At 72.2% G+C, this 26520-nt stretch carries 22 protein-coding genes and 1 pseudogene; 14 read left to right on the top strand and 9 right to left on the bottom strand.

The features are described from left to right. The first annotated feature begins 109 nt into the window (after positions 1–109). Positions 110–283: a CsbD family protein gene (locus tag ACFY0F_RS30220; RefSeq protein WP_388801110.1), complete on the top strand. Its 174-nt coding sequence runs from the start codon at positions 110–112 to the stop codon at positions 281–283. A gap of 103 nt (positions 284–386) precedes the next feature. Here the strand turns inward: ACFY0F_RS30220 and ACFY0F_RS30225 are convergent, their stop codons facing one another. The 4 genes from ACFY0F_RS30225 to ACFY0F_RS30240 form a co-directional block, all read right to left on the bottom strand. Beyond that, positions 387–746, bottom strand: coding sequence for an STAS domain-containing protein (locus ACFY0F_RS30225; protein WP_388801113.1), 360 nt, complete (start codon positions 744–746; stop codon positions 387–389). Further along, entirely contained in the window at positions 743–2236 is a 1494-nt protein-coding gene (locus tag ACFY0F_RS30230; RefSeq protein WP_388801117.1) for a PP2C family protein-serine/threonine phosphatase, read from the bottom strand. Before ACFY0F_RS30230 ends, ACFY0F_RS30225 begins: the two co-directional genes overlap by 4 nt. A 197-nt stretch (positions 2237–2433) precedes the next feature. Beyond that, a complete protein-coding gene (locus ACFY0F_RS30235; RefSeq protein WP_388801120.1) occupies positions 2434–3231 on the bottom strand; it encodes a restriction endonuclease in 798 nt (265 codons plus the stop codon). Positions 3232–3324: 93 nt separating this feature from the next. Continuing rightward, complete coding sequence (locus tag ACFY0F_RS30240; protein ID WP_388801141.1) at positions 3325–3990, bottom strand: SDR family NAD(P)-dependent oxidoreductase; 666 nt, start codon at positions 3988–3990, stop codon at positions 3325–3327. Positions 3991–4123: 133 nt separating this feature from the next. Here ACFY0F_RS30240 and ACFY0F_RS30245 point away from each other — a divergent pair, with 133 nt between their 5' ends. From ACFY0F_RS30245 to ACFY0F_RS30275, 7 genes and pseudogenes are all read left to right on the top strand, one after another. Then, positions 4124–4246: a hypothetical protein gene (locus ACFY0F_RS30245; protein WP_388801144.1), complete on the top strand. Its 123-nt coding sequence runs from the start codon at positions 4124–4126 to the stop codon at positions 4244–4246. 230 nt (positions 4247–4476) lie between these two features. After that, positions 4477–4875: a DUF6153 family protein gene (locus ACFY0F_RS30250; RefSeq protein WP_388801147.1), complete on the top strand. Its 399-nt coding sequence runs from the start codon at positions 4477–4479 to the stop codon at positions 4873–4875. A gap of 92 nt (positions 4876–4967) precedes the next feature. Then, entirely contained in the window at positions 4968–5627 is a 660-nt protein-coding gene (locus ACFY0F_RS30255) for a DUF305 domain-containing protein (RefSeq protein WP_388801150.1), read from the top strand. Positions 5628–5824: 197 nt separating this feature from the next. Beyond that, positions 5825–7129, top strand: coding sequence for a serine/threonine-protein kinase (locus ACFY0F_RS30260; RefSeq protein ID WP_388801153.1), 1305 nt, complete (start codon positions 5825–5827; stop codon positions 7127–7129). Positions 7130–7261: 132 nt separating this feature from the next. After that, positions 7262–9367, top strand: a complete 2106-nt coding sequence (locus ACFY0F_RS30265; RefSeq protein WP_388801156.1) for a SpoIIE family protein phosphatase — start codon at positions 7262–7264, stop codon at positions 9365–9367. Positions 9368–9469: 102 nt separating this feature from the next. Continuing rightward, entirely contained in the window at positions 9470–9664 is a 195-nt protein-coding gene (locus ACFY0F_RS30270; protein ID WP_388801159.1) for an antitoxin, read from the top strand. 129 nt (positions 9665–9793) lie between these two features. After that, positions 9794–10636: pseudogene (locus ACFY0F_RS30275) on the top strand (patatin-like phospholipase family protein). 189 nt (positions 10637–10825) lie between these two features. Here ACFY0F_RS30275 and ACFY0F_RS30280 read toward each other — a convergent pair. Beyond that, on the bottom strand, positions 10826–14200 hold the full coding sequence (locus ACFY0F_RS30280) for a pyruvate carboxylase (protein WP_388801370.1): 3375 nt from the start codon (positions 14198–14200) through the stop codon (positions 10826–10828). Between the two features lie 151 nt (positions 14201–14351). Beyond that, complete coding sequence (locus ACFY0F_RS30285) at positions 14352–15188, bottom strand: chitosanase (RefSeq protein ID WP_388801162.1); 837 nt, start codon at positions 15186–15188, stop codon at positions 14352–14354. Between the two features lie 226 nt (positions 15189–15414). On the opposite strand from ACFY0F_RS30285, the gene ACFY0F_RS30290 reads away from it, so the two are divergent. After that, positions 15415–15876 carry a hypothetical protein gene (locus tag ACFY0F_RS30290; RefSeq protein ID WP_388801165.1) on the top strand — a complete coding sequence of 154 codons (462 nt, stop codon included), beginning with the start codon at positions 15415–15417 and terminating at the stop codon, positions 15874–15876. A 33-nt stretch (positions 15877–15909) separates the two neighbouring features. Here ACFY0F_RS30290 and ACFY0F_RS30295 read toward each other — a convergent pair whose 3' ends face one another. Beyond that, complete coding sequence (locus ACFY0F_RS30295; protein WP_388801168.1) at positions 15910–17445, bottom strand: MFS transporter; 1536 nt, start codon at positions 17443–17445, stop codon at positions 15910–15912. Between the two features lie 193 nt (positions 17446–17638). Between ACFY0F_RS30295 and ACFY0F_RS30300 the strand changes: the two genes are divergently transcribed. Continuing rightward, positions 17639–18556 (top strand): aminoglycoside phosphotransferase family protein, encoded by a 918-nt coding sequence (locus ACFY0F_RS30300; protein ID WP_388801170.1) that lies wholly within the window; start codon positions 17639–17641, stop codon positions 18554–18556. 7 nt (positions 18557–18563) lie between these two features. Here ACFY0F_RS30300 and ACFY0F_RS30305 read toward each other — a convergent pair whose 3' ends face one another. Next, positions 18564–19505 (bottom strand): MBL fold metallo-hydrolase, encoded by a 942-nt coding sequence (locus ACFY0F_RS30305; protein ID WP_388801173.1) that lies wholly within the window; start codon positions 19503–19505, stop codon positions 18564–18566. Between the two features lie 195 nt (positions 19506–19700). Between ACFY0F_RS30305 and ACFY0F_RS30310 the strand changes: the two genes are divergently transcribed. The 4 genes from ACFY0F_RS30310 (at position 19701) to ACFY0F_RS30325 (ending at position 24037) form a co-directional block, all read left to right on the top strand. After that, positions 19701–20693 carry an aldo/keto reductase gene (locus ACFY0F_RS30310; RefSeq protein WP_388801175.1) on the top strand — a complete coding sequence of 331 codons (993 nt, stop codon included), beginning with the start codon at positions 19701–19703 and terminating at the stop codon, positions 20691–20693. 270 nt (positions 20694–20963) lie between these two features. Then, complete coding sequence (locus tag ACFY0F_RS30315; protein WP_388801178.1) at positions 20964–21845, top strand: alpha/beta fold hydrolase; 882 nt, start codon at positions 20964–20966, stop codon at positions 21843–21845. Positions 21846–22043: 198 nt separating this feature from the next. Continuing rightward, complete coding sequence (locus ACFY0F_RS30320; RefSeq protein WP_388801181.1) at positions 22044–22499, top strand: ATP-binding protein; 456 nt, start codon at positions 22044–22046, stop codon at positions 22497–22499. 92 nt (positions 22500–22591) lie between these two features. After that, positions 22592–24037, top strand: a complete 1446-nt coding sequence (locus ACFY0F_RS30325) for a glyceraldehyde-3-phosphate dehydrogenase (RefSeq protein ID WP_388801184.1) — start codon at positions 22592–22594, stop codon at positions 24035–24037. Positions 24038–24098: 61 nt separating this feature from the next. Here the strand turns inward: ACFY0F_RS30325 and ACFY0F_RS30330 are convergent, their stop codons facing one another. After that, on the bottom strand, positions 24099–26474 hold the full coding sequence (locus ACFY0F_RS30330; protein ID WP_388801373.1) for a SpoIIE family protein phosphatase: 2376 nt from the start codon (positions 26472–26474) through the stop codon (positions 24099–24101). Positions 26475–26520 lie beyond the last annotated feature (46 nt).

Here is a 26520-nt window from a genome sequence, read left to right on the forward strand (position 1 = left end):
CCGGGCGGGCCCGGCCGACCGCGATCGGAGCGCGTCGAGGTTTACGGCTTCGCATGGAGGTCACCCGGCGTAGTGACCCCGATGTCGAACGCGACTTGGAGTGAGCAACGTGGCTGGAGAGCAGAAGGCCAAGGCCAAGATGGAGCAGGCCAAGGGCAAGGTCAAGGAAGCCGTCGGCCGCACCACGGACGACGAGGGGCTGGCGGCCGAGGGCCAGGCCAAGCAGTCGAAGGGTGACCTGCGTCAGGCGAAGGAGAAGGCCAAGGACGCCTTCCGGCACTGACCGGCGAGCATCCACCGGGCGAGGCCCCCGTTCCATATGGAACGGGGGCCTCGCCGCGTCAAGGTCACGGTTTCCGGGCGACGGCTCGGCCCGGCGCCGCCCGTCAAGCGGTTTCCGCGCCCCTGCCCATCGCGTCGGCGGTCGTGGCGTGCACGGGCAGCAGCGTGTCGACGCCAGTGAGGGTGAGCATGCGCATCAGGCGGCCGGGGACGTGGGCGAGGGCCAGTGAGCCCCCGGCCTCCCGGGCCGCGTGCCAGGCCTCGATGATGACGCTCAGGCCGGTGGAGTCGCAGAAGCCGACCTGGTCGAGGTCCAGGATCAGATGCGGGTGGCCCCGCCGGACGATCTCCAGGACCTGGGACCGCAGGGTGGGGGCGGCCTGCAGGTCCAGTGCTCCCGTGACGGCGGCGACGGCCAGCCCAGGGCGGGGGTGCTGGACGGTCAGACGGAGGTCGTCGGTCACGTGGTCTCACTCCTTGCCGGGTGCTCGGGGGCGGCGACGGTGTGGACGGTGGCCGCCGTGCCGGTCTCCGGTGCCGCGTGGGCGTCCGGGACGGACAGGGCCAGCAGGGCGACGTCGTCGCCGGCTTTGTCGGGCAGCGAGGTGAGGAGCGTGACGGTGTCCTCCACCAGCCGGGTGGCGGTGAGGCGGCCGTCGCGCCGGTGGAGGAAGCCGGTCAGCCCCTCGTCGCCCAGCATCTCACCCTCTCCGCTGCGGGCCTCGATCAGGCCGTCGGTGTAGAGGAGGAGGGCCTCGCCGGGTGACAGGTCGAAGGTGACCTCGGCGAACTGCGCGTCCGGAAAGGCGCCGATGAGCATGCCCCCCTGGGGGCGCACCGCCCTCACCCGCGTAGCGCCGGTGTCGTCGCGGCCCAGGCGGTAGGCGGGCGGATGGCCGCCGGTGGCCACGGTGACGGTGAAGGCGCCCGTCTCGTCCGGGCTGAGGACACCGAAGACGGCGGTGCAGAACCGGCTGCCGGCGGTGACGTCCGTGAGCAGCACCATGTTGAGGGCGGTGAGCACGGCGACCGGGTCGGGGTCGATCTGCGCCGCGGCGCGCAGGGTGTGGCGGGCCAGCGCGGTGACGGTGGCCGCTTCCGCGCCCTTGCCGCAGACGTCGCCGAGGAAGAACGCCCACCGTCCGTCGCCCAGTGGGAAGATGTCGTAGAAGTCACCGCCGACGTCGTAGGCGGAGGCGGTGCTGTAGTGGCAGGCCAGCTCCAGTCCGGGCACGGTGGGGAGCGCCGGGGGCAGCAGCGTGCGCTGCAGGGTGGAGGCGAACGCGGCGATGGCGGCCTTGTCCTTCTCCGCCTGCTCCCGCGCCGCGCGTTCCTCCTCCGCCCTCTCCCGCTCGGCCTCCGCGTGCCGGCTCTGGGCCTCTCTCTGCTGCTGTTCGTGACGGAGCGCCCGCAGTGCGGACAGCCGCAGTTCCATCTCGTCCATCACGATCGCGGCGAGATCGGTGAGTACGGCGGTGTCGTCCGCGGTGATCGCACGCGGCTTGGTGTCGAGCACATTGACCGTGCCCAGCCGGTGACCGTCGCGGGTGACGATGGGGGCGGCCGCGTAGAAACGCACGCCCATCTCCCCCGCCACCAGCGGGTTGCCCATCGCGACGGGATCGAGCAGCGTGTCGGGGATCACGAGCGCGTCGTCGCGCAGTACGGCCGAGTCGCACAGGCCAGGGTCCCGGCCGATCTGCCGTACGCCCTCCAGCCCGTGGGCCGCCTTGAACCAGATCCGGTCGGCGTCCACGATCGAGACGGTCGCCACGGGGACGTCGAAGAGCCGGGCGGCCATCGCCGCCACCCGGTCGAACGCCCCGTCGGGCGGTGTGTCGAGGATGTCGTAGCGACGTACCGCCGCGATCCGGTTCGCCTCCGCGTCCTCGTCGAGAACCAGCTCCGGGCGCCGTTCCGGGACAGGTTCGGTCGCCGAGGCTTGCTGGGTCATCGGCCTTCCACCTCCGTCGCCCGGGCCGACGGGTGCGGCACAGACCGAGGCAGCCTAGACGGATCACTCGTGCGCATCCAACTCGGTGACCGCCACCTGGATTTGCTGGAGCAACATTTCTGGTCGGCTCGGCACCTGGCGCTGTCATCGGTGGGCCGTTGCGGCCACGACGCACTCCGCCGCCCCGGGACCGCCGGTCATCCGGGGCAGGCCCAGGGTCGCGGACCCGCGTTGTCGCTCCAGGCGTCCAGCGCCTGCCGGTCGACGCAGACGATCCCGCACAGTTCGGCGTACTCGGCCGCCGGAGCGGTGAAGTCGCTGGTGGTGACGATGATCGCGACGTCGGCCCGGTGGACGGTGAAGCACGTGCCGCCGAAGCGCTGGAGTTCCTCGGAGCCGACCCGGTGCGCGTCGGCGTATCGCTTGCACTGGACGACGAGGCGCCGCCCGTCCGGGGCCACGGCCAGGATGTCGGCACCGAGGTCCCCCGCTCCCCCGACGACTTCCACCTGCGAGCATCCGTCCCGTTCGCACAGCGTTGCTATCGCCTGTTCGAACTCGTCCGGATCCAGGGCGTCGTAGTCGACGGGGGCGAGGTGGCAGTCGACGGTGCCGGGTTCGCCGTACGCGATCAGCGTGGCCTCGGCGGCGGTCTGCGCCGGCTCGGCCGACGGGTGACCGGGCGTGTGCGGCGGCTCCAGCGCCTCGACGGCGGTGCGCGTCGCCGCGTCGAGTGCGGCGGCGGCCCGCTGCGCGGCCCTCTGGGCGTTCCACCGGTGCCGCCTGCGGCGCAGTGACACGGCGGCCGACGCGGCGAGGAGGCACAGCAGGACGATCCAGACCGGACGGCGTTCGAAGGCGGCCGCCACGGCGCGGGCCGTCAGGCCCACGACGCACAGGAGCAGGGCCAGAAGACCGAAGTACACCGCCGTCGCACGCAGATCGAAGGGGCGTCGGCGGCCGTACCGGCTCAGGCGGCGCGCGGGTGTGGTCATGACGGCGAGGCTCCCCCCTGTGGCAAGTGTGAAGATCACTCTGCCGTGTGCCCTGGATCGCACCGTTCACCGGTGCCGCGCCGTCGGCCGGGCTCAGCCGTCCAGGTCGTCGGCGAAGTGCCGGAAGCCGTGCCGGTCCCGGTGCAGGGACCACAGGACGTCGGCGAGCGCGGCGGGGTCCTTGCGGCGGTGGCCGGGGACGATCGCCCCGGGAATGATCAGCTGGGCGACGTGGATGCCCTCGCAGGAGAGTCGGTCGTGCAGCAGGTGGCCGTACGCGCTCTCGGCGGCGAACGCGATGGACGTGCCGGCCCGGTCGGGGTGCGGGACGGCCGCGGTGCCGCCGTTGACGAACAGGATCGTGCCGCGTCCGAGGGAACGCATCCCGGGCAGCACCTGCTGGACGGCCGCGACCGGCCCGTAGACCGAGAACTCGACCGGACCGAGCAGATCCGTGTGTTTGGTCACCAGCACGGGACGCATGAAGTCACGATGCGGGACGGGGCTGTACTGCAGGATCTCGATCGGGCCGAGGGCCGAGGCGGCCGCCTCCAGAGCCGCCGCGAGCGCCTGGGGGTCCCGTACGTCGGCGGCGAAGCCGCGCGCGCTCACGCCGTCGGCGACGAGTTCACCGGCCAGGGCGTCCAGTCGGTCCTGGTCGCGGGCGAGGAGAGCGACGTCGTGGCCCTCCCGGCCGAACCGCCGCGCGACGGCCGCGCCCAGGCCGGGGCCGGCTCCGACGATCGCGATCACGGTCATGACTCGGCCGTGGTGGCCGTACGGCTGACGGGGACGGTCACCGGTTCGCCTCCTGTTCCTGGTGCGGCCACGGGGGCCGTGAACGGGCCGGGCCCGCCGGCCGGCGGGCCTGAGTAGTCTGCCCGCTGCAACGATGATCGGCCAGGGTGGACCTGTACGCGGGCAGGGCGCGCTGGGGCGCGGGGTGCGCGTCGGCATGGTGATGGCGGCCGTACCGACTGTTCCCTGGGCGGTGCTCACCCTGGTGGTGGCGTGATCTGCCGTCCTGCGGTCTGCTCCTGGCGGGCGGCGCGGTGGCCGGTGTGTTCATGGCCTGGTCCTCGCGGGCGCGCTGCTGGGCGGGCTCGGCTACGTTTCCGAGTCCGCGCTGCCCCGGACCGGTTCCCCGGACGGGGTGCACCACGGGCACCACTGGCGTCAGCGCTCCACGAGCGTCAGAGGCACCGGTGTGAACACGGCCACGCAGTCGTGTCTAGGATGATCCCGATGACCACTCCCGAGCAGCACTCCGAGCGACCGCCCGTGCGGTGGTCCAGGATGCTGCTCGTGCTCGGGGTGCTGGCCGGCCTCATGGCCATGCACGCCCTGGCCCCCGGCGGCGGGCTCCACGACAACCGCGCGCACGGCGGGATGCCGCATGTCACGGCCGTGGCGGGAGCGCACGACGGCTGTGCCGGCGACGACTGCGGCGGAGGTCACCTCCAGCACGCCGACCCGACCTGCAAGGCGGCGGCGGTGAGCGGAGGACCGGCACTGCCCGCCCTGGCGCCCGACCCGGCGCCGGTACCCGTACACGCCGAAGCGGCACGCTCGTGCGGGGCCCCGACCCCCGACGGCGCCCGGGCCCCGCCTTCCCTGGCCGAACTCCAACTCCTGCGGATCTAGACACCGCCCGCATCGCGTCGGCCTCGGCACGACCCGGCGACGCAGTGCGCCCCGGCATGTCCAGATCCCTTACGCACAGCAGGAGTTCCCCCATGCGCAACACCCGTATCCGCCGCGCCGCCCTCGCGGCCACGGCTGTCACCGCCGCCCTCGTCCTCGCCGCCTGCGGCAACGACAGCGACACCGCCGGCAGCGGCCACCAGGGCCACGGCTCCGCGTCGCCGTCGGCGGGCACCGCCGCGGCGGGCGCCCACAACGCCCAGGACGTCTCCTTCGCGCAGGGCATGATCCCCCACCACCAGCAGGCCCTGGAGATGGCCCGTCTCGCCGCCACCCGGGCGTCCTCCGCCAAGGTCAAGGACCTCGCCGCCCGCATCGAGAAGGCCCAGGACCCGGAGATCAGGACGATGAGCGGCTGGCTGAAGTCCTGGGACGAGAAGATGCCGTCCGGGAGCTCGACGGGCTCCGGCATGCCCGGCATGGACCACTCGGACATGCCCGGCATGGACGGGTCGAGCATGCCCGGCATGATGGACGGCAAGGACATGGAGAAGCTGGAGAAGGCGTCCGGCGCCGACTTCGACACCATGTTCCTGACCATGATGGTCGAGCACCACCGGGGCGCCGTCGAGATGGCCACGGCCGAGAAGACCAAGGGCCGGTACGGCCCCGCCCGGGCCATGGCGGACGACATCGTCACCGGGCAGACCGCCGAGATCACCGAGATGAACAAGCTCCTCGGCAAGCGCTGACACTCGTCGGTGCACGGGGGCCGGCCGCCGCGCCGGCTCCCCTGCGGGCCGCCCCGGGCCGTCACCTGCGCGGACCGGGGGTACCGGCCTCGCGGAGCCGCTACTCTGGGGTCGTCGCAGCGTCTACACCCTTGTCCACGTGGGGAGTTGCCGCGAGCGGCGGTCGAGACGTCGTAGGCAAGAGGGTGGGACGACAGGTGCTGGCAGCAGGCCGATACCGGTTGCAGGACGCGATCGGGCGGGGCGCCATGGGGGAGGTCTGGCGGGCCTTCGACGAGAGGGTCGGCAGACCCGTGGCGGTGAAGCTTCTGCTGCCCCAGGCGTCGGACCCCACCGCCACCTCACGCTTCCACCTCGAGGCGCAGACCGCCGGCTCCCTCCACCACCCGAACGTGGTCGGCGTACTCGACTTCGGTGAGCAGGAGAACCACCTGTTCCTGGTGATGGAACTCGTCCAGGGCGACAGCCTCGCCCGGCTGCTGACCACCACCGGCCCCCTGCCCCCCGCGCGCGTCGCCCGCATCGCCGCCGAGGCGGCCGCCGGGCTCGCCGCCGCACACCGGCAGGGCATAGTGCACCGCGACATCAAACCCGCCAACCTCCTGCTGGACGCCGACGGCACGCTGAAGATAGGCGACTTCGGCATCGCCCGCTTCCTCGACGACCCCGGTGCCGCCCTCACCGCCACGGGGCAGATCGTCGGCACCAGTCTCTACCTGGCGCCGGAACGCGCCCTGGGCAAGCCCGCCGGACCCGCATCGGACGTGTACTCCCTGGGCTGTGTGCTCTACCAGCTCCTCACCGGCCGTACACCGTTCGAGGGGAACAGCGCCCTGGCGATCCTCCACCAGCATCTCGACGCCGCTCCCGTGCCGCCCAGCCGGCTCGGCACCGAACTGCCGGCCGCCTTCGAGAACTACCTCCTCGGGCTCCTGGCCAAGCAGCCCGAGGACCGCCCTTCGGCCGAGGAGGTGGCCGACTGGTTCGGGCGCGGCGCCTGGCGGGGGACGGCGCAGCCCCTGCCGCGGGAGGAGCCCGGCCAGGACCGGGTGGCCGCTCCCTTCGGATCGCAGTGGCCCCCGCCCCCCGCCACGGCCACCGGTCCCGGCACGGGCCAGGGCTTCCCGGCGGCGGACACCCAGTGGCGTACGACGGTGCACCGGGCCACGCCGCACCGCTCCCGCCCGTCCTCCCGGCGCAGCCCCCGTACGGTCGTGCTGCTGAGCTGCGCCGGCCTGTTCGTCGCGGCACTGATCGCCGGCATGGTGTGGTTCTCGCCCGGGGGCGGTCCGACGCGGGGCCGGGAAGCCGAGCCCTCGACGAGCGTGCCGGCCTCCACTGCACCGTCCTCGGCGCCCCCCGCCACACCGTCCGCCGTGTCGGACTTCACGGTCTCCCCCTCCCCCGAGCGGGCCGTCGGCGAACAGCCTCCGGGACCGGCCGGCGACGCCCGGGCGGCCGCCGGGAAGGAAGGCCGGCACGGAGGCAAGGGCAGGCACTGACCGTCGGCGACCACGGGGTGTGCCGACCGGCTCATCCGGGGGACCATGGGAGGGCGAACGTCTTCCGGCGCAGACGGGCCGCCTTCCCGACGGCCGACGGTCCGGCGCCGGCCGGCGGAAGGAGTGCCTGCGATGAGCCAGGCCGAACGGGCTCCGGCGACGCGCGGTCCGACCGGGAGCGGGCGGCCGGAGGGCGAGCCCTCGCAGCCCAGCGGGCTGATGGACCTGCTCGGGGTCGCGGCGGTCCTGCTGGACGCGGACGGGCGGGTCGCCCTGTGGAGCCCGCAGGCCGAGCAGCTGTACGGCTACAGCGCCGAGGAGGCCCTCGGGCAGTACGCCGCGCGGCTGCTGGTGCGCGAGGAGCACTGGGACTGGGTGGTCAAGACCTTCACCGAGGTCATGGAGACAGGCCGGAGCTGGAGCGGCACCTTCCCCATCCTCCGCAAGGACGGCAGCACCCGGCTGGTGGAGCTGCGCAATATGCGGCTGCTGGACGACCGCGGCGACTTCTACGCCCTGGGTCTCGGCACCGACTCACCGACACTGCGCGAGATGGAACGCGACCTGGCCCTGTCCACACGGCTGATCTCCCAGTCCCCGATAGGGATCGCCATCTTCGACACCGGTCTGCGGTATCTCGCCGTCAACCCGGCTCTGGAACGGATCCACGGCATTCCCGCGAGGGACCACATCGGCAAGCCGTACCGCCAGATCATGAGCGCCCCGGAGTTCGAGACGGCCGAGACGGCGATGCGCGAGGTCCTGCGGACCGGGGCACCGGTGGTCGAACAGTCGCCGCTGGTGGGCCGCACCAGGGCCGATCCGGAGCACACGCACGCCTGGACCTTCTCGCTGTATCGGCTGGAGGACACCCATGGCCGGGTCATCGGGCTGGCCGAGCTGGTGGTGGACGTCACCGAGCGGTACCAGGCGGCCAAGGAGGCCAGTGAGACGCGGCGGCGGCTGACCCTCATCGCCGACGGCTCCGCCCGTATCGGCACCACCCTGGAGGTCGGCCAGACGGCCCGGGAGCTGGCCGACGTCAGCGTCCCCGCCTTCGCCGACGTGGTCTCCGTCGACGTGCTGGACTCCGCCCTCGACGAGCACCGGCCCGCCTCCCGGGAAGGCGCTCCCGCGGCCTTCCGCGCGCTCGCAGTGAAGGCCGCCTACCCCACGGACGCCGTCCGCGCCGTCGACCAGCCGGGCGAGCTCACCACGTACGCCGCCGACCGCCTGGCCACCAGGTGTGTGCGCACCGGCCGCCCGATCCTGGTCCGGCACGCCGACGGCAACGCCCTGTCGCGCATCGCCCGGGACGAGCAGGCCGCGACCCTGCTGGCCCGTGCCGGGGTGCACTCCTACCTCGCCGTGCCGCTCACCGCCCGCGGTGAGACCCTGGGCTTCCTCGGCCTGGCCCGGGCCCGTGATCCACGGCCGTTCGACGAGGACGACATGGCCATCGCGGTCGAGCTGGCGTCCCGCGCCGCCGTGTGCATCGACAACGCCCGGGCGCACCAGAGCGTGCGCAACGCGGCCGAGGCCCTTCAGCGCAGCCTGCTCCCCGACCATCCGCCCGGCCTCCCCGGCCTGCGGGTGGCCTCCCGGTACCAGCCCGCGCAGGCCGCCTACGAGGTCGGCGGCGACTGGTACGACGTCCTTCCGCTGGACGGCGACCGGACGGCCCTCGTCGTGGGCGACGTGATGGGCAGCGGTATCGACGCCGCCGCCACCATGGGCCGCCTGCGCACCGCCACCACCGCGTTCGCCGACCTCGACCTCGACCCCGCGCGAGTGCTCCACCACCTCGACACGATCACCTCACGGCTCGAGCAGTACATCGCCACCTGCGTGTACGCCGTCCACGACCCCCGCGGTGGCCGGTGGCGCCTGGCCACCGCCGGTCATCTGCCGCCCGTCCTCGTCCGCCGGGGCGAACGCCCCCGGCTGCTGGACCTGCCGTCCGGCGCGCCGCTCGGCGTCGGCGGCGTGCCCTTCGAGACCGCGACGGTGCCGCTGGTCCCGGGTGACCAGCTGGTGCTGTACACGGACGGACTGGTCGAGACCCGCGAGCACTCCATCGACGAGCGCCTCGAAACCCTCCTGCATCTGCTCGACACGCCGGAGTCCTCGTTGGAGGAGACCTGCGACCGGCTCCTGCACGACCTGAGACACCCGGCGAACCACGACGACGTCGCCCTGCTCATCGCCCGCAACAGCGCCCTGGGCGCGGACGGCTGACGGCCGCCGCGGCCGCCCGGCGCCGCCGAGATGCGGATCAGGGGAGCTGTGCCGACCCTGGTGACGGGGCCCCGTCCGCCCGTTTCACCGAGGAGGCACATCATGTCCATGATGGACAAGATCAAGAGCATGCTGAAGGGCCACGAGAGCCAGGCCGACAAGGGCGTCGACAAGGCCGGCGACTACGTCGACGACAGGACCGAGGGCAAGTACCGCTCCCAGGTCGACACCGCCCAGGAGAGGCTGAAGGACGAGCTGGGCCGCGAGCAGGGCCGGGACAACCCGCCCCCGACCTGACCCACCGCGGGAACACGAACAGGCCGAGAAGCCGGCGGCCGGCGGAGAAACCACCTCGAGGGCCGGCCGCCGCCGCATACTTGGCTGCACATGGACACATCGACGTTGTCGACGGACAAAAGGGCGGGCATGACCGAGGCGTTGGTACTGGGTGGTGGCGGGGTCGGTGGAATCGCCTGGATCACGGGGCTGTTGGCGGGGCTGGCCGACGCGGGACAGGACGTGACGGGGGCCGATCTGATCGTCGGCACCTCGGCCGGGTCGGCCGTCGCGGCGCAGCTGGGCAGTGGACTGACGCTGGAGGAGCTCTACGCCCGGCAGGTCGACCCCGCGCTGCAGGCCGCCGAGATCGTGGCCTAGATGGACCTGGAGGCCTTCGCCGCGGACATCGCGGGCGCGATGGGCGGCGCGGCGACCGTCGCCGACATGCGGCGCGCGGTCGGCAAGGTGGCGCTGGAGGCGACGACCGTGCCGGAGCCCGAACGCCGGGCGGTCATCGAATCGCGGCTGCCCCTGCACCGGTGGCCCGAGCGGGAGTTGCGGATCGTCGCGGTGGACGCCGAGAGCGGGGAGCCGCGCGTGTTCGACCGGTCCTCGGACGTGGACCTGGTGGACGCCGTGGCGGCGAGCTGCGCGGTGCCGGGGGTGTGGCCGCCCGTGACGATCGACGGGCGCCGGTACGTCGACGGCGGCGTCCGTTCCGTCGCCAACGCCGACTACGCGGCCGGGGCCTCCCGGGTGCTGGTGATCACACCGATGGGGGGCACCGAGCCGTTCCCCAGCGACGCGCCGCTGGAACAGGCCGTGGAGAAGCTGCGTGCCAGTGGCTCCCTGGTGGCGGTCGTGGAACCCGACGAGGCGTCCCGGGCCGCGATCGGCGCCAACCCGCTCGACCCGGCCACACGCGGCCCGGCCGCCGAGGCCGGGCGCGCGCAGGGACGCGCCTCGCGGCTCGAGTGGAGCCGTGCCTGAAGCGGTCGCCCGAGCCGGTGCACGCCACAGGCGCACCATGGCCGGCGACGCCCCGAACCCCGCCGACGGCCCGGCGCGATGCCGTCGGCGGGTCGGGAACGCCCAGGGCCATGCCGGGGTCGGCTGGAAGACGCCGTCGGTCTGGACCGGCCTGATCCACAAGACACCCCCTGGTGCGCGCCGGCGGGTTCAGGCGATCTCCACCAGCAGGTCGCCGCCCTCCACCTGCTGGATCCGGTTGATGGCCAGCCGGGACACCCGGCCCGCCTTCGGCGCGGTGATGGTGGCCTCCATCTTCATCGCCTCGATGGTCGCCACGGTGGCCCCCGCCGCGACCTCCGCGCCCTCGGTGACCGCGAGGGTCACCACCCCGGCGAACGGTGCCGCGACATGGCCGGGGTCGGACCGGTCGGCCTTCTCGGTCACCGGTACGTCCGAGGCGGCCGCCTTGTCCCGTACCTGGATCGGCCGGAGCTGGCCGTTGAGGCTGGCCATCACGGTGCGCATGCCGCGTTCGTCGGCGTCGCCGACGGCCTGGAGCTCGATCAGCAGCCGTACGCCGGGCTCGAGGTCGACGGTGTACTCCTTCGCGGGACGCAGCCCGTAGAAGAAGTCCTTGCTGTCCAGCACGCTGGTGTCGCCGAAGGCCTGACGGTGGGTGTCGAAGTCGCGCGTCGGGCCGGGGAACAGCAGCCGGTTGAGCGTGGCACGCCGGGACTTCTCCAGACCGGTGCGGTCCTCGGCGGTCAGCTCCCGCACCGGCTTGGCGTCGGCGCGGCCCTGCAGCGCCTTGCTGCGGAACGGCTCCGGCCAGCCGCCCGGCGGGGTGCCCAGCTCGCCGCGCAGGAAGCCGATCACGGAGTCGGGGATGTCGTACCGGTTCGGCTCGGCCTCGAAGTCCGCCGGGTCCACGCCGGCACCGACGAGGTGCAGGGCCAGGTCGCCGACCACCTTGGAGGAGGGGGTGACCTTGACCAGGCGGCCCAGCATGCGGTCGGCCGCGGCGTACATCGCCTCGATGTCCTCGAAGCGGTCGCCCAGACCGAGCGCGACCGCCTGGGTGCGCAGGTTGGACAGCTGGCCGCCGGGGATCTCGTGGTGGTAGACGCGCCCGGTGGGCGACGCCAGGCCCGCCTCGAAGGGGGCGTACACCCGGCGGACGCTCTCCCAGTACGGCTCCAGGTCTCCGACGGCCTGCAGGTCGAGGCCGGTGGGCCGTGCGGAGTGGTCGGTGGCGGCCACGATCGCCGACAGCGACGGCTGGGAGGTCGTACCCGCCATGGAGGCCACCGCGCCGTCCACCGCGTCCGCGCCGGCCTGGATCGCGGCCAGGTAGGTGGCGAGCTGGCCGCCCGCCGTGTCATGGGTGTGCAGATGGACCGGCAGGTCGAACTCGCGGCGCAGCGCGGAGACCAGCTCGGCGGCGGCGGGGGCGCGCAGCAGACCCGCCATGTCCTTGATCGCGAGGACGTGGGCGCCCGCCTCGACGATCTGCTCGGCCAGGCGGAGGTAGTAGTCGAGGGTGTAGAGACGCTCGTTCGGGTCGGACAGGTCGGAGGTGTAGCAGAGGGCGACCTCGGCGATCGCCGTGCCGGTCTCCCGTACGGCGTCGATGGCGGGCCGCATCTGGCCGACGTCGTTGAGCGCGTCGAAGATCCGGAAGATGTCGATGCCGGTGGCGGCGGCCTCCTGCACGAAGGCGTCGGTCACCTCCGTCGGGTACGGCGTGTAGCCCACGGTGTTGCGGCCGCGCAGCAGCATCTGCAGGCAGAGGTTGGGGACGGCCTCGCGCAGGGCGGCCAGCCGTTCCCAGGGGTCCTCGGCGAGGAAGCGCAGGGCCACGTCGTAGGTGGCGCCGCCCCAGCACTCCAGGGACAGCAGCTCCGGCAGGGTGCGGGCCACCACCGGAGCCACGGCGAGCAGGTCCTTGGTGCGCACCCGGGTGGCCAGCAGGGACTGGTGGGCGTCGCGGAAGGTGGTGTCGGTGACGCCGATCGTCGGTGACTCGCGCAGCCAGCGGGCGAAGCCCTCCGGGCCGAGGTGGACCAGCCGCTGCCGGGAGCCGGCGGGTGGCTCGCCGGCGGGCAGCGGGGGCAGCTTGGTGGTCGGTTCGATCAGCTGGGGCCGCTCGCCGTGGGGCTTGTTCACGGTGACGTCGGCGAGATAGGTGAGCAGCTTGGTGCCGCGGTCGGCGGAGGAGCGCGCGGTGAGCAGGTGCGGGCGCTGTTCGATGAACGACGTGGTGATCCGCCCGGCCTGGAAGTCCGGGTCGTCCAGGACGGCCTGCAGGAACGGGATGTTCGTGGCGACGCCGCGGATACGGAACTCGGCCACGGCGCGCCGGGCGCGGCCGATCGCGGCCCTGAAGTCCCGGCCGCGGCAGGTGAGCTTGACCAGCATGGAGTCGAAGTGCGCGCTGATCTCCGTACCGGCGTGGGTGGTGCCGCCGTCCAGGCGGATGCCGGAGCCGCCCGGTGAGCGGTAGGCGCTGATGCGGCCGGTGTCGGGGCGGAAGCCGTTGGCCGGGTCCTCGGTGGTGATCCGGCACTGCAGGGCGGCGCCGCGCAGGGTGACGGACTCCTGGGACAGCCCGAGGTCGGCGAGCGTCTCGCCGGCGGCGATGCGCAGCTGGGACTGGACCAGGTCGACGTCGGTGACCTCCTCGGTGACCGTGTGCTCGACCTGGATGCGCGGGTTCATCTCGATGAAGACATGGTTGCCGTCCCGGTCGAGCAGGAACTCGACCGTGCCCGCGTTGCGGTAGCCGATCTGCCGGGCGAAGCGCACGGCGTCGGCGCAGATCCGGTCCCTGAGCTCCGGGTCGAGGTTCGGGGCGGGCGCCAGCTCGATCACCTTCTGGTGGCGGCGCTGCAGCGAGCAGTCACGCTCGAAGAGGTGGATGACGTTGCCCTGCCCGTCGGCGAGGATCTGCACCTCGATGTGGCGGGGTTCGACGACGGCCTTCTCCAGGAAGACGGTGGGGTCGCCGAACGCGGACGCCGCCTCGCGGGCCGCGGCCTCGATGGACTCGCGCAGCTGGGCGGGGTCCTCGACGCGCCGCATGCCGCGCCCGCCGCCGCCCGCGACCGCCTTGACGAACACGGGGAAGCCGATCTCCTCGGCGGCGCGCACCAGTTCGTCCACGTCGGTGGAGGGGGCGGACGAGCCGAGCACGGGCACGCCGGCCTCGCGGGCCGCGGCCACCGCGCGCGCCTTGTTCCCGGTCAGCTCCAGGACGTGGGCGCTCGGCCCGACGAACGTGATGCCCGCCTCCTCGCAGGAGCGGGCCAGCTCGGGGTTCTCGGACAGGAAGCCGTAGCCGGGGTAGACCGCGTCCGCGCCCGCGCGGGTCGCGGCGGCGACGATCTCCTCGACCGACAGGTACGCCCGCACCGGATGCCCGGGCTCACCGATCTCGTAGGCCTCGTCGGCCTTCAGCCGGTGCAGCGAATTGCGGTCCTCGTGGGGGAAGACCGCGACCGTGCGCGCGCCCAGCTCGTAGCCGGCGCGGAACGCGCGAATCGCGATCTCCCCACGGTTGGCGACCAGCACCTTGCGGAACATTTTCGATCCCTTCAGCCTGCCGGTGACGAACACCATGGTCTCGGCCACTCTGCTGCCGTGCCACGCGATGACCGTTAGGGGGTTCCGGGCCTGCTGAGGGGCGGGATACGTCACATTGACATGACCGGGGCGAACTGGAGGTGGCCGGGCGTCAGCCGATGTGATAGCTGTCGCCGTACACCTTCCAGTCGAGGGGCGGGTTCAGGTCCAGGTTCCCCTTGCGCAGGAAGACGCGTTGCTCGGTGTCGACCCGTGTGGTGTCGCTGTGGGCCTCCTCCTGCTTCATGGCCCACACCCGGGCGTCGAGGAAGGCGTTCAGGTACGTCGTCTCGTCGCCGCCCTGGGCCGGCGGCTTGGCGCTGCGCAGGGCCCGCTTGCGGATGTTGCGGAAGCTGGTGGGGTCGTCGCCGTCGCCGTGCATGACGATCGCGTCGTAGTAGGCGAACTGGCCCAGCGCGCGCAGTCCGTCCGCCTTGCCCTGCTTGACCGCGGGGTTGAAGTAGACCCGGTCGCGTTCGTCGTTCTGCGCCTGCTGGAACGCCGTGTCCTGGGCGGCCTTGCGCCAGTCCTTGGGGAAGTCCGGGTCGAGCCCGGCGTGCGAGTCGCTGCCGTTGACCCTGCGCAGCGCCGGGAGGTACGTGGCGAGCACGTTGCCGGGCTTGCGGTCGGTGTAGAGCTGTACGAGGTCGAGCATGTCGCCGGTGCCCGAGCAGAAGCCGATGATGCCGGCGGTGTAGCCGCGGCCGTCGCCGATGTCCTCGATGTACTTGTACTGGGCCTTCCAGTCGAGGGAGGAGTTCTCCGCGCTGGACACCAGCTTCATGGCGATCTCCTTCTTCGCCGGGTCGTCGAGCCCGGGGGCGGCCGCGGATGTCGCCGCGGCACGCGGGGCGCCGAGCAGGGCTCCTGACGCGACCGCGCCGATCAGGGTGACGACGGTGCGGCGGGAGAAGGGGACGGGGGCTGTCTCTCGGTCGGGATGCGACACGGGGGCTCCAAGTGGTCGTGGGGGGTGGCGGGTGCTGCATGCAGCCTTGATAGGAAAGTTTCCTATCAATCACCCTTGGAAGCGGTAACCCGTCGCACAGAAATTCGTAGGAACCCACAATGGGAGCGGCTCGCCCGTGCGAGTGGTGCATCGACCGCGAGGGTCGTAGCGTCGATAGGGAGTCGACCGCGGGCGAGCGGGGTCAACGTGAGTGAGCGGGGTCGAGATGCGCGGACCGGTTGTGTGGACAGCGATCACCCTCTGGACGGGCGCGCTGCTTGCGGCGGCGATGCCCTCGGCCGCCGGCGCGTCGGCGGCGGCTTCTGCCACGGCCACGACGGTGCGGTCCAGGCCCGTACTCGTCGACTGCACGTCGCATCCGAACGTGCAGCCCAGGGACTTCATCCTGGCCTGCGGTGACGGCAACAGCCGCCTCGGCGGGCTGCGTTGGTCGCAGTGGGGTACGAATGCGGCGACGGCCGTGGGCGTGAACGCGGTGAACGACTGCAAGCCGTACTGCGCGGCGGGCAGGTTCCACTCCTACGCGGTGGCCGTCCGGCTCGACCGCCCGGAGCCGTGGAAGAAGCACCCGGGACTGAAGCACTTCACCCGGATCGTACTGACGTACACCGGCGGCAGCCGGCCGGACGGGTTCCCGCAGGTCGTGACCTACCCCCTGGGAAACTGACCGTGCCGCGCCGGCCGCCGGTGCGGGTCCGGGTCAGCTCCGCCCGGCGTGCGCCCGCGAGTCGTACAGTTCCTCGGAGGTGGTGATCAGCTCCCGCCGCTCCTCCTTCGAGCCGACCATCGGCTGGGAGCCGCGCAGCGGGACCTGGGCGCTCTCCGGCAGGAACCACACCGTCACCAGACCGATGGCACCGGCCAGCATGAGGTAGAACGCGGGCATCATGTCGTTGCCGGTGAGATTGATCAGGGCCTCGGTGACCAGCGGAGTGGTGCCGCCGAAGGCCGCGACGGCGAAGTTGAAGCCGATACCCATGGCCGCGTAGCGCACGGCCGTCGGGAAGAGCGCGGGCAGGGTGGCCGCGCTCGGCGCGGCGAAGCAGCCCAGCAGGGTGGACAGCACGAGCACCCCGAGGATCGGGCCCCAGGTGCCCTGCATCTTGATCAGCATGAAGGACGGCACCGCCAGGACGACCATCGCGGCCGCGGCGAACCCGTACAGCGGACGCCTGCCGACGCGGTCGCTCAGCCGGCCGAGGAAAGTGATCAGCAGGACGATCCACACCATACCGACCAGCACCAGGACATCGGCGGAGCCGCTGGAGCGGTGCAGCGTCTCCGTCTGGTACGTCGGCAGGAACCCGGTGACCATGTAGTTGGTGACGTTGTAGAGCAGGACCAGGCCCATGCAGATGAGCAGCGGCCGCCAGTGGTTCTTCACGATCGCCTTGAGCTCGCCGCCCGCCGACTCCTGGGCGAGGCTCTTCTCGTGCTCGTCCAGCTGCTGCTGGAAGGCCGGCGACTCCTCGAGCTTGAGCCGCATGTAGAGGCCGATGGCGCCGAGCGGCCCGGCGATCAGGAACGGGATCCGCCAGCCCCAGGAGAGCATCTCGGCGTCGGTCAGCATCAGGTTCAGCACGGTGACCAGCGCGGAGCCGAGGGCGTAGCCGACGAAGGTGCCGAAGTCGAGCCAGCTCGTGAGGAATCCGCGCCGGCGGTCCGGTGAGTACTCGGCGACGAACGTGGTGGCGCCGCCGTACTCGCCGCCCGTGGAGAAACCCTGCACCATACGGGCGAGGAGCAGCAGCACGGGGGCGGCGATGCCGATCGTGGCGTAGCTGGGGATCAGCCCGATGGCGAAGGTGCCGATCGCCATCATGATCATGGTGGTGGCGAGTACCTTCTGCCGGCCGAGGCGGTCGCCGAGCGGGCCGAAGACGAGGCCGCCGAGCGGGCGTACGACGAACGCCGCGGCGAAGGTCGCGAAGGAGGAGATCACCTGGGCCCCGGGGGATGCGCCGGGGAAGAACACCTTGCCTATCGTCGCGGCGAGATAGCTGTAGACGCCGAAGTCGAACCATTCCATGCAGTTGCCGAGCGCGGACGCGCCGACCGCACGCCGGAGCAGGGGCGGCTCGACGACCTGGACGTCCTCTTTGCGGAAGGCCCGCCGGTTCCGGCGCAGCCTGCGGGTGAGGTCCTCGCGTACCTGCCTCGGCAGGCCCGCCACGCGTTTCGCGCCCTTCGGGGCTCCGGGGGATTCGTGTTCGCCGTCAGTGTTGGTGTCGACCATGCCGCCACGCTTCTTTCGTCTTGCCGCAATTCGCACACGCGACCGATGCGCCCTCCCGGCCGCACGCTGTCGCACGTCACCGCTACTGCCCGGCTTTGCTTCCGGCACACCGGGCTCATGGTGACGGGCCGTCCGGTACGCAACGAGGGGCGATCGTGCCTGCTGACCGGGGGCGCCGTGGAAGGGTGGCCCCATGGGTGACAGTGACACCGACACCGACACCGACACCGACACCGACATCGACGAGCCTCTGGTACGCCGTCTGCTGCGCGAGCAGCACCCGGACCTCGCGGGACTGCCCCTGCGGCCGGTCGCCGGGGGCTGGGACCACCGGCTGTGGCGCCTCGGGGAGGAGTTGGCGGTGCGACTGCCGCGCAATCGGCGGGCCGGGTCCGTCGTCCGCAACGAGCGGCGGTGGCTTCCCGTACTCGCCCCGCAGTTACCGCTGCCGGTGCCGACGCCCGTGCGGGCCGGTGAACCCTCCGCGGCCTTTCCGCGGCCGTGGAACATCGTGACCTGGGTGCCCGGGGAACCTGGTGACCGGGTCCCGGCCGGCCGCGGCGGCCACGCGGCCGACCGGCTGGCCGACTTCCTCGGCGCACTTCACGTCAAGGCTCCTGCCGACGCTCCGGCCAATCCGCACCGGGGTGCCCTCGCCTCCCGCGCGGACGAGTTCGAGCGGCACCTGGACGCCGTCGCCGACAGGGTCGACGTCGACGGCGTCCGGGCGGTGTGGGAGGAGGCGGTGGCTGCACCGGAGTGGACGGCGCCACCGGTCTGGCTGCACGGTGATCTCCATCCGGCCAATGTGGTCGTCGCGGCGGGCACACTCGCGGGCGTGATCGACTTCGGCGACGTCTGCGCGGGGGATCCGGCGACCGACCTCGCGGCCGCGTGGCTGCTCCTGCCCGCGGGCGCGGCCTGGCGGTTCTTCGCCACGTACGCGGAGGCGGACCCGGCGACGGTCGGGCGCGCACGCGGCTGGGCCGTCCTGCGCGGGCTTTCCCTCGTCGACATCGGCCGGGCGGGCGAACAGGGCCTGCCCGGCGGCCGGCCGACCTGGGGGCCGGCCGGCCGGGCGGCCCTGCAGCGGGTTCTGGCGTGGAGTTGAGCGGGCGTCAGGCCAGGCAGGTCAGGGGGCGGCCGCCGTTGTAGGTGACCATGTCGCCGAGCGCCGCGACGGCGTCGATGGGCCGGCCGAGCGGTCCGTCCTCCAACTCCGCGTAGGCGCGGTGCAGATTGCCGACGATCCGCTCACGGTCGAGCAGTTCGCCGTACTCCCCCAGGTCCAGTTCCCGGGCGGTCTGCAGCGGGGTGAGCCCGGCGTCGTGTCCGTCGCGGGCGGCCTTCTGCACGAACCGCAGATAGCCGAGGACGTCGTCGATGATCTCGGGCCCGGCCACGGCGCCGTGCCCGGGGACGATGGTCGTCGCTCCGAGCGGCCGAACGACCTCCTCGAGGACCTGGATCGCACCGGCGACCGATCCCTGGAGCAGGAACGGAGTGCCGCCGTTGAACAGCAGGTCACCACTGAACAGCAGCCCACGCTCGGGCAGCCAGACGATGGAGTCGTTCGTCGTGTGGGCCGGCAGCCCCACATGCCGCACCTCGGCCCGCAGGTCGTCGGCCCATACGGTGACCGAGTCGGTGTAGGTGAGGAACGGCGGCTCGAGGACGAACTCGCCCCAGTCGACCTCGTTCCAGAACGGCTTGTCCTTCGGCTCGCCCCATTCCAGGACGCCCGCCCGGGTGGCCTCGTGCCCGACGATCGTGGCGCCCTCGAAGAGGTGGTTGCCGAAGGTGTGGTCACCGTGGTGGTGGGTGTTGACCAGCGTCCGTACCGGCTGCGGTGTGATCTTGGCGATGGCGTCCAGGTAGGCACGGGTGCGACGGACCGTGGAGCAGGCGTCGACGCTGATCACCCCTCGTCGGCCGACGAGGAAACCGGTGTTGTTGATCCACCAGGTGCCGTCGGGCTGGATGTACGCGAAGACGCCGTCGCCGACCTCCTCGACCCTGGCCGGGGGAAGCGTGGTGACGTCGTGGTGGACACTGCTCACTGCGGGCTCCTGTCGCGGTGGGTGAGCGGGGATGCGGGTGACATCGCCGCGATCATCGCATCCGCACCGCCGGTCCGTCAGCGTGCCGCCGTCCGCCCCCCCTCAGCCGGGACGGCGCTTGACTTGGAGTGCTCTCCAGGTTCTAGCGTCCATGGGAGAAGGACGATCCACTCTCCGGGAAAGGCCGGTACTCATATGAAGCGGCGCAGGCTGCGGGACCTCGAGGTGTCAGCCATCGGCCTCGGCTGCATGGGCATGTCCGCCTTCTACGGCTCCACCGATCAGGACGAGGGCGTCCGGACCATCCGGCGCGCCCTCGAGCTGGGCATCGACTTCCTCGACACCGCGCAGATGTACGGCCCGCTCACGAACGAGACGCTCGTGGGCCAGGCCGTCAAGGGCCATCGCGACGAGTACGTGATCGCCACCAAGTTCAACTACCGCATGGACGACGCCGTCCCCGGCGACATGAGCACGGTGGGGCGGCAAGACGGCTCGGCCGAGCACGTCCGCAGCTCGGTGCACGGCTCGCTCAAGCGGCTCGGCACGGACTACATCGACCTCTACTACCAGCACCGCGTCGACCCGAACGTCCCCATCGAGGAGACCGTCGGCGCCCTCGCGGAACTGGTCGCCGAGGGCAAGGTGCGGCACATCGGCCTCAGCGAGGCGGGCCCGCGGACGCTGCGCCGCGCGAACGCCGTCCACCCGATCACGGCCGTGCAGACCGAGTACTCGCTGTGGACGCGCGACCCGGAGGCCGAGGTCCTGCCGACCTGCCGGGAGCTCGGCATCGGCTTCGTCCCCTACTCACCGCTGGGCCGCGGTTTCCTGGCGGGCCGGTTCTCCTCGCCCGACGAACTGGACAAGGAGGACTGGCGCCGCAGCGGTCCCCGCTTCACCGGCGAGAACCTGGAGGCGAACCTCAGGCTCGCCGAGAAGGTCAAGGAGATCGCCGCCGAGAAGGACGTGACGCCGGCCCAGCTGGCGATCGCCTGGGTGCTGGCGCAGGGCGAGGACCTGGTCCCCATCCCGGGCACCAAACGCCGCGCCTACCTCGAGCAGAACGCCGCCGCGCTCGACGTCGAGCTGACCAAGGAGGACCTGGCCCGCATCGACGCCGAACTGCCCGAGGCCGCCGGGGAGCGCTACGACGAGGCCGGCATGCGAGCCGTGGACAATTCCTAGGATCCCCAGGATCCCCAGGTGAAATCCGCGCAGGCGAGGTGGGTCGCGCGGACCCGGCAGCGGAAGAGGTGGGCGGCCGGCTGACCGTCCGTGTCCAGCGCCCCGAGGGCCTCGGCGTGGTCGGCCGGCCGGCGGTCCGTCTCCCGGCCGGCAGCTCCCGGGGGACGTCGTCGCCGAGCAGGTGCTCGCGGGGAGCCGTGTGCTCCCGGTGATCCGGGGTACGGGACCCGCGACGTCCGGGGCGCGAAGGCCGAGGGGCAGGGGGCTGGGGTGTTCGACGGCTTCACACTGACGCGGTGCGAGGGGGACGGAGCCGAGCTGCGGGTGCGGTTCGGCGGCCGGGGACCGGCCGTGCTGCTCCTGCACGGTCATCCGCGCACGCACGCGACGTGGCACCGCGTCGCCCCGCTGCTCGTCGCCGCCGGTCACACCGTGGTCTGCCCCGATCTGCGGGGCTATGGACAGTCGGCCAAACCCCCCACCGACCCGGAACACACTCCGTACTCCAAACGGGCCATGGCGGCGGACTGTCTCGCGGTGATGCGCGGCCTCGGCCACGACCGGTTCGCGGTCGTGGGCCACGACCGGGGCGCCTACGTGGCCACGCGCCTCGCCCTGGACCACCCGGAGGCGGTGTCCGCCGTCAGCGTGCTGGACGCCGTCCCCATCGGGGAGGCGCTCGGGCGCTGCGACGCGAGGTTCGCCGCGAGCTGGTGGCACTGGTTCTTCCTCGGGCAGACGGACAAACCCGCCGAGCGGATCATCAACGCCGACCCGGACGCCTGGTACCGGGCGGGTCCTGAGCGGATGGGGGCGCAGGCGTACGAGGACTACCGCCGCGCCATCCACGACCCGGCCACCGTGCACGCCATGTGCGAGGACTACCGGGCCGGCCTGGGCGTCGACCGGGAGCACGACGAGGCGGACCGACGGGCCGGCCGGCGCATCGGCTGCCCGCTGCAGGTGCTGTGGGCGACGCAGGACGACATGGTCGACCTCTACGGCGACGTGCTGGACGTCTGGCGGGACTGGGCGGGCGGGGAACTGGTCGGCGGCCCCGTCGAGTCCGGTCATCACATGGCCGAGGAGGCGCCCGAGGAACTCGCCGACGCGCTGAGCGGGTTCTGGCGCCGCACGGCGGTCCGGCCGTGACCCTCGCTCACGAGCGGCCCCTACCCGTCACCGTCGGTGTGCACCGGCAAACGATGTGTGGCATTGGTTCCGGCCCGGCTGATTGATCCCGCGTCGCACTCATGACCGCGGCGACTGCGGGTAGCCGGGAATTCGATGCCAGCCCACCCGCCGGTCACTCGACGACTAAGGATCCCCCACACGAAGGCCCCATTGAACATGGTCATCCCGCTTAGGAATCAGGCGACGGATGCACAGCACCTCCGCGCACCCGATCCGCTTCGCTACAGCGCCACCTGGGACGCCGACACCCTGCGCGGTGTCGACGCGCGGCGGGCGGTGTCGGCGCTCCTGTCCCGCCTCGGGTACGTCCCGGACGAGCGGGTGGGCCAGGACGCCCAGCTCGTGGTCAGCGAACTGATCACCAACGCGCTGCGGCACGCTCCGGGCCCGTGCGGTCTGCTGCTGGAGCTGTCGCCCGGCGCCGACGTGTTGCACATCACCGTGTGGGACACCTCCGCCGCCCTGCCGGAGATCCAGCCACGGGACGGCCGCCGGATCGGTGGTCACGGACTGCGACTGGTCGCCGAGCTCTCCGCCGACGTGCGGGTCGCGCCGCTGCGCGACGGCAAACGCGTCACCGCGGACCTTCGCCTGCCGCCACCGGGCGTCTGACAGCACGGGAGCACCCCGGCGTTCGACCACTCGTCACCCACCAGTATCGTGTGGCTACCATATGAGCGCCGCCTAGCTCGAAAGATAGATCTGTGACTGTCAACGACGACTCGTTCACCAACTGGAAGAACCGCGAGGAGATCGCGGAGTCGATGATCCCGATCATCGGGAAGCTGCACCGCGAGCGGGACGTCACGGTCCTGCTGCACAGCCGCTCCTTGGTGAACAAGTCGGTGGTCAGCATCCTGAAGACCCACCGGTTCGCCCGGCAGATCGCCGGCGAGGAGCTCTCGGTCACTCAGACGCTGCCCTTCCTGCAGGCGCTCACCACGCTCGACCTCGGTCCCTCCCAGATCGACCTCGGCATGCTCGCCGCGACCTACAAGGCGGACGACCGGGGCCTGACGGTGGCGGAGTTCACCGCCGAGGCCGTCGCGGGCGCCACCGGCGCCGAGAAGATCGAGCGCCGCGACCCCCGGGACGTCGTCCTCTACGGCTTCGGCCGCATCGGCCGCCTCGTCGCCCGTCTGCTGATCGAGAAGTCCGGGTCCGGCAACGGCCTCAGGCTGCGGGCCATCGTCGTGCGCGGCGGCGGTGAACAGGATCTCGTCAAGCGCGCCTCGCTGCTGCGCCGTGACTCCGTGCACGGCCAGTTCCAGGGCACCATCACCGTGGACGAGACGAACAGCACGATCTCCGCCAACGGCAACGAGATCAAGGTCATCTACGCCGACGACCCGGCGTCGGTGGACTACACGGCGTACGGCATCAAGAACGCCATCCTCATCGACAACACGGGCAAGTGGCGCGACCGCGAGGGTCTGTCGAAGCACCTGCGCCCCGGCATCGACAAGGTGGTGCTCACCGCGCCGGGCAAGGGCGACGTCCCCAACATCGTGCACGGCGTCAACCACGACACGATCAAGCCGGACGAGCAGATCCTGTCCTGCGCGTCCTGCACCACCAACGCGATCGTGCCGCCGCTGAAGGCGATGGACGACGAGTTCGGTGTGCTGCGCGGCCACGTGGAGACCGTCCACTCGTTCACCAACGACCAGAACCTGCTGGACAACTACCACAAGTCGGACCGCCGCGGCCGCTCCGCGCCGCTCAACATGGTCATCACCGAGACCGGCGCCGCCTCCGCCGTCGCCAAGGCGCTGCCCGACCTCAAGGCCCGGATCACCGGCAGCTCGATCCGTGTGCCCGTGCCCGACGTCTCCATCGCCATCCTCAACCTGCAGCTCGGTCGCGAGGCCGACCGCCAGGAGGTCCTCGACTACCTCCGCAACGTGTCACTGACCTCGCCGCTCAAGCGGCAGATCGACTTCACCACCGCCCCCGACGCGGTCTCCAGCGACTTCATCGGCTCGCGGCACGCCTCGATCGTCGACGGCGGCGCCACCAAGGTCGAGGGCGACAACGCGATCCTCTACCTCTGGTACGACAACGAGTTCGGCTACTCCTGCCAGGTCGTCCGCGTCGTCCAGCACGTCTCCGGGGTGGAGTACCCGACGTACCCGGCTCCGGCGGTCTGAGCCCCGTACCGCGACACCCCGCCGGCCGGGATCCCCTTCTCCGGGGCCCCGGCCGGCGGTGTCATGCCACCCGGATACCGACGATGCAGGTGTCGTCGTCGGTGTCCGACCTGCTGTAGGTGAGCAGCCGGTCCAGTTGCTGGTCCAGAGTGCGGGGCGCGGACCGGGCGGTGGCCAGCAGGTGCGACAGGGACTCCTCCACGGACCGGTCGCGGCGCTCGATCAGACCGTCGGTGTACATCAGCAGGGTGTCGCCGGGCGCCAGTTGCATCTCGGTCTCCTCGTACACCGCCTCGGGCACGGCACCGAGCAGCAGCCCCCGGACGACCGGCAGCGCGCTCGCCTCCCTGTCCCGGACGAGCACCGGGGGCAGGTGCCCGGCCCGTGCCCAGCGCAGGGTGCGGCTCTCCCCGTCGTACAGCGCGCAGACGGCGGTCGCGGTGACGGCGCCCGTGAGATGGTGCGCCACGATGTTGAGCCAGGACAGCAGCTGTGCGGGCCCCGCGCCGGTCACCGCGAGGCCGCGCAGCGCGTTGCGCAGCACCACCATGCTGGTGGCCGCCTCGATGCCGTGCCCGGCCACGTCCCCGACGCACAGCAGCACCAGGCCGGAGGGCAGCACGACCGCGTCGTACCAGTCGCCGCCGACCAGTTGCTCCGTCTCGGCGGGGCGGTAGCGCACGGCCACCTGGAGGTCGGGCACCTCGAGCGGCGCCTGCGTCGGGGGCATGATCGCGTGCTGCAGCTGCAGGGCGAGCCGGTTGCGTTCGTCGGCCTGCTGCTCGGTGTGGGCCAGCTGGTCGCGGGTGGCGGCGAGGGCGACCTCGGTCCAGTGCTGGGCGGAGATGTCCTGGTAGGCGCCGCGCACCACGAAGAGCCGGCCGTCGGTGTCCAGGACCGGCTCCGCGACGACCCGGATGTGCCGGGTGACCCCGTCGGGCCGTTGCAGGCGGAAGGCGGCGGAGGCCGGACGCCGGTGGTGCATCAGGGTGCGCAGGAAGCGCCTGATGCCGGTGGCGTCGTCGGGGTGGGCGTGGAGGGGCAGCTCCTCCAACGGGACCGGGGTGCTGGTGGGCGGGCGGCCGTACAGGCTGAACAGCTGGCCGTTCCAGGTGATCTCGCCGGTCAGCAGGTTCTCCTCGAAACCGCCGATCCTGCCGAGGCGCTGGGCGTGCTGGAGCAGGCTGGCGAGGCGGGCGGTCTCGTCCTCGATCCGCCAGATCAGCAGCACGCTGGAGCCGTGGCGGCTGACGCTGATGTCGGCGACGGCCGCGAGCGGTACCTGGTCGACGAGCGCGGTGAGGTTCATCCGGTGCGCTCGGAACGGCTCGCCCGTGGCGTAGACCCGCTCGACGCTCTGGAACAGCTCGCTCTCCCCGGCGGCCATCGGGTAGGCCTCCAGCAGCAGGGCACCGCTGATGACCGCCCTGGGCCGGCCCGCGGGGTCGAGGAAGCGGTTGTTGACGTGCTGGATGCGGAAGTCGACGAGCTGTCCGCTGTCGTCGAGGTGCGGTACCAGGACCAGCGCCGGATCGTGCAGTCCGTCCGCCAGGTCGCTCAGCTCCAGCGCGTCGGGCACCACCCGCGGTTCGTACGCCGTCCCGTGCAGCAGCGTGTACGTCTCCAGGGTGTGCGCGCACAGCTCCGCCAGCGCCTCCATCTGCCGTACGACCTGCGGGGGCTGGGGTTCCTCGGGCTTGGGCCAGGCGATCTCCAGCACGCCGTGGATGCGGCCGCCGACCCCGGCCGGTACGGCGACCCGCGCGCCGTCCGGGTACAGGAGCCGGCCGATCGTGGGCAGGCCGGACTCGGAGAGCGACGGCAGCCACTGCACCGACCGCTCGGTGAGGCCGCGCCGGGCCACCGTGGCCACGTCCGGCGGGACGTAGCGCCAGCGAGCCGCCTCGGCCGACGGGAAACCGGCGCTTCCCGCGAGGGTCAGCGAACCGTCCGAGGCCGCCGCCCAGATGGCGACGCCGACCGCGCCGAGCGGCTGCAGCGCGTGCTGCAGCAGGGAGTCGGCCACGGCCTGGGTGTCACCGGCGGCCAGGGCGCCGCTCTCGGCGGCCCGCAGCCGCACGGCGGCCGACTCGTCGGCCCGCTCCGGCGACTGCGCGGTCGCGGCGAGGAAGGCGTCGGCCACCTCGGACACGCGGTCCCGGGCCGCCTGGTTGATGACCTCCACGGCGAATTCCAGCGGCGTCACCCGGGCCTGCTCGGTCAGTTCGGCGAGCTGGCGTGCGGCCTGTGCCGGGCCGCAGCCGAGTCGCTCGACGAGGATGCCCTTGGCGAGCTCGATCAGCGCCCGTCCCTCGGCCTCGGCCTGCGCCGCCTGCACCTCGCGGCGCAGCCGTTCCACCGTGGCGGCGAGCCTGCCCACGGGCGACGTCTGCGGCGCCTCGGCCAGGTCCGTCTCCGGTCCGGGCTGGGTGGGGATGACCGCGGACGGGTCGGCGGGCTCCGGGGCCGCTCCCCCCGGCGGG

Source organism: Streptomyces sp. NPDC001544 (genome assembly GCF_042894285.1).
Lineage (GTDB): Bacteria > Actinomycetota > Actinomycetes > Streptomycetales > Streptomycetaceae > Streptomyces.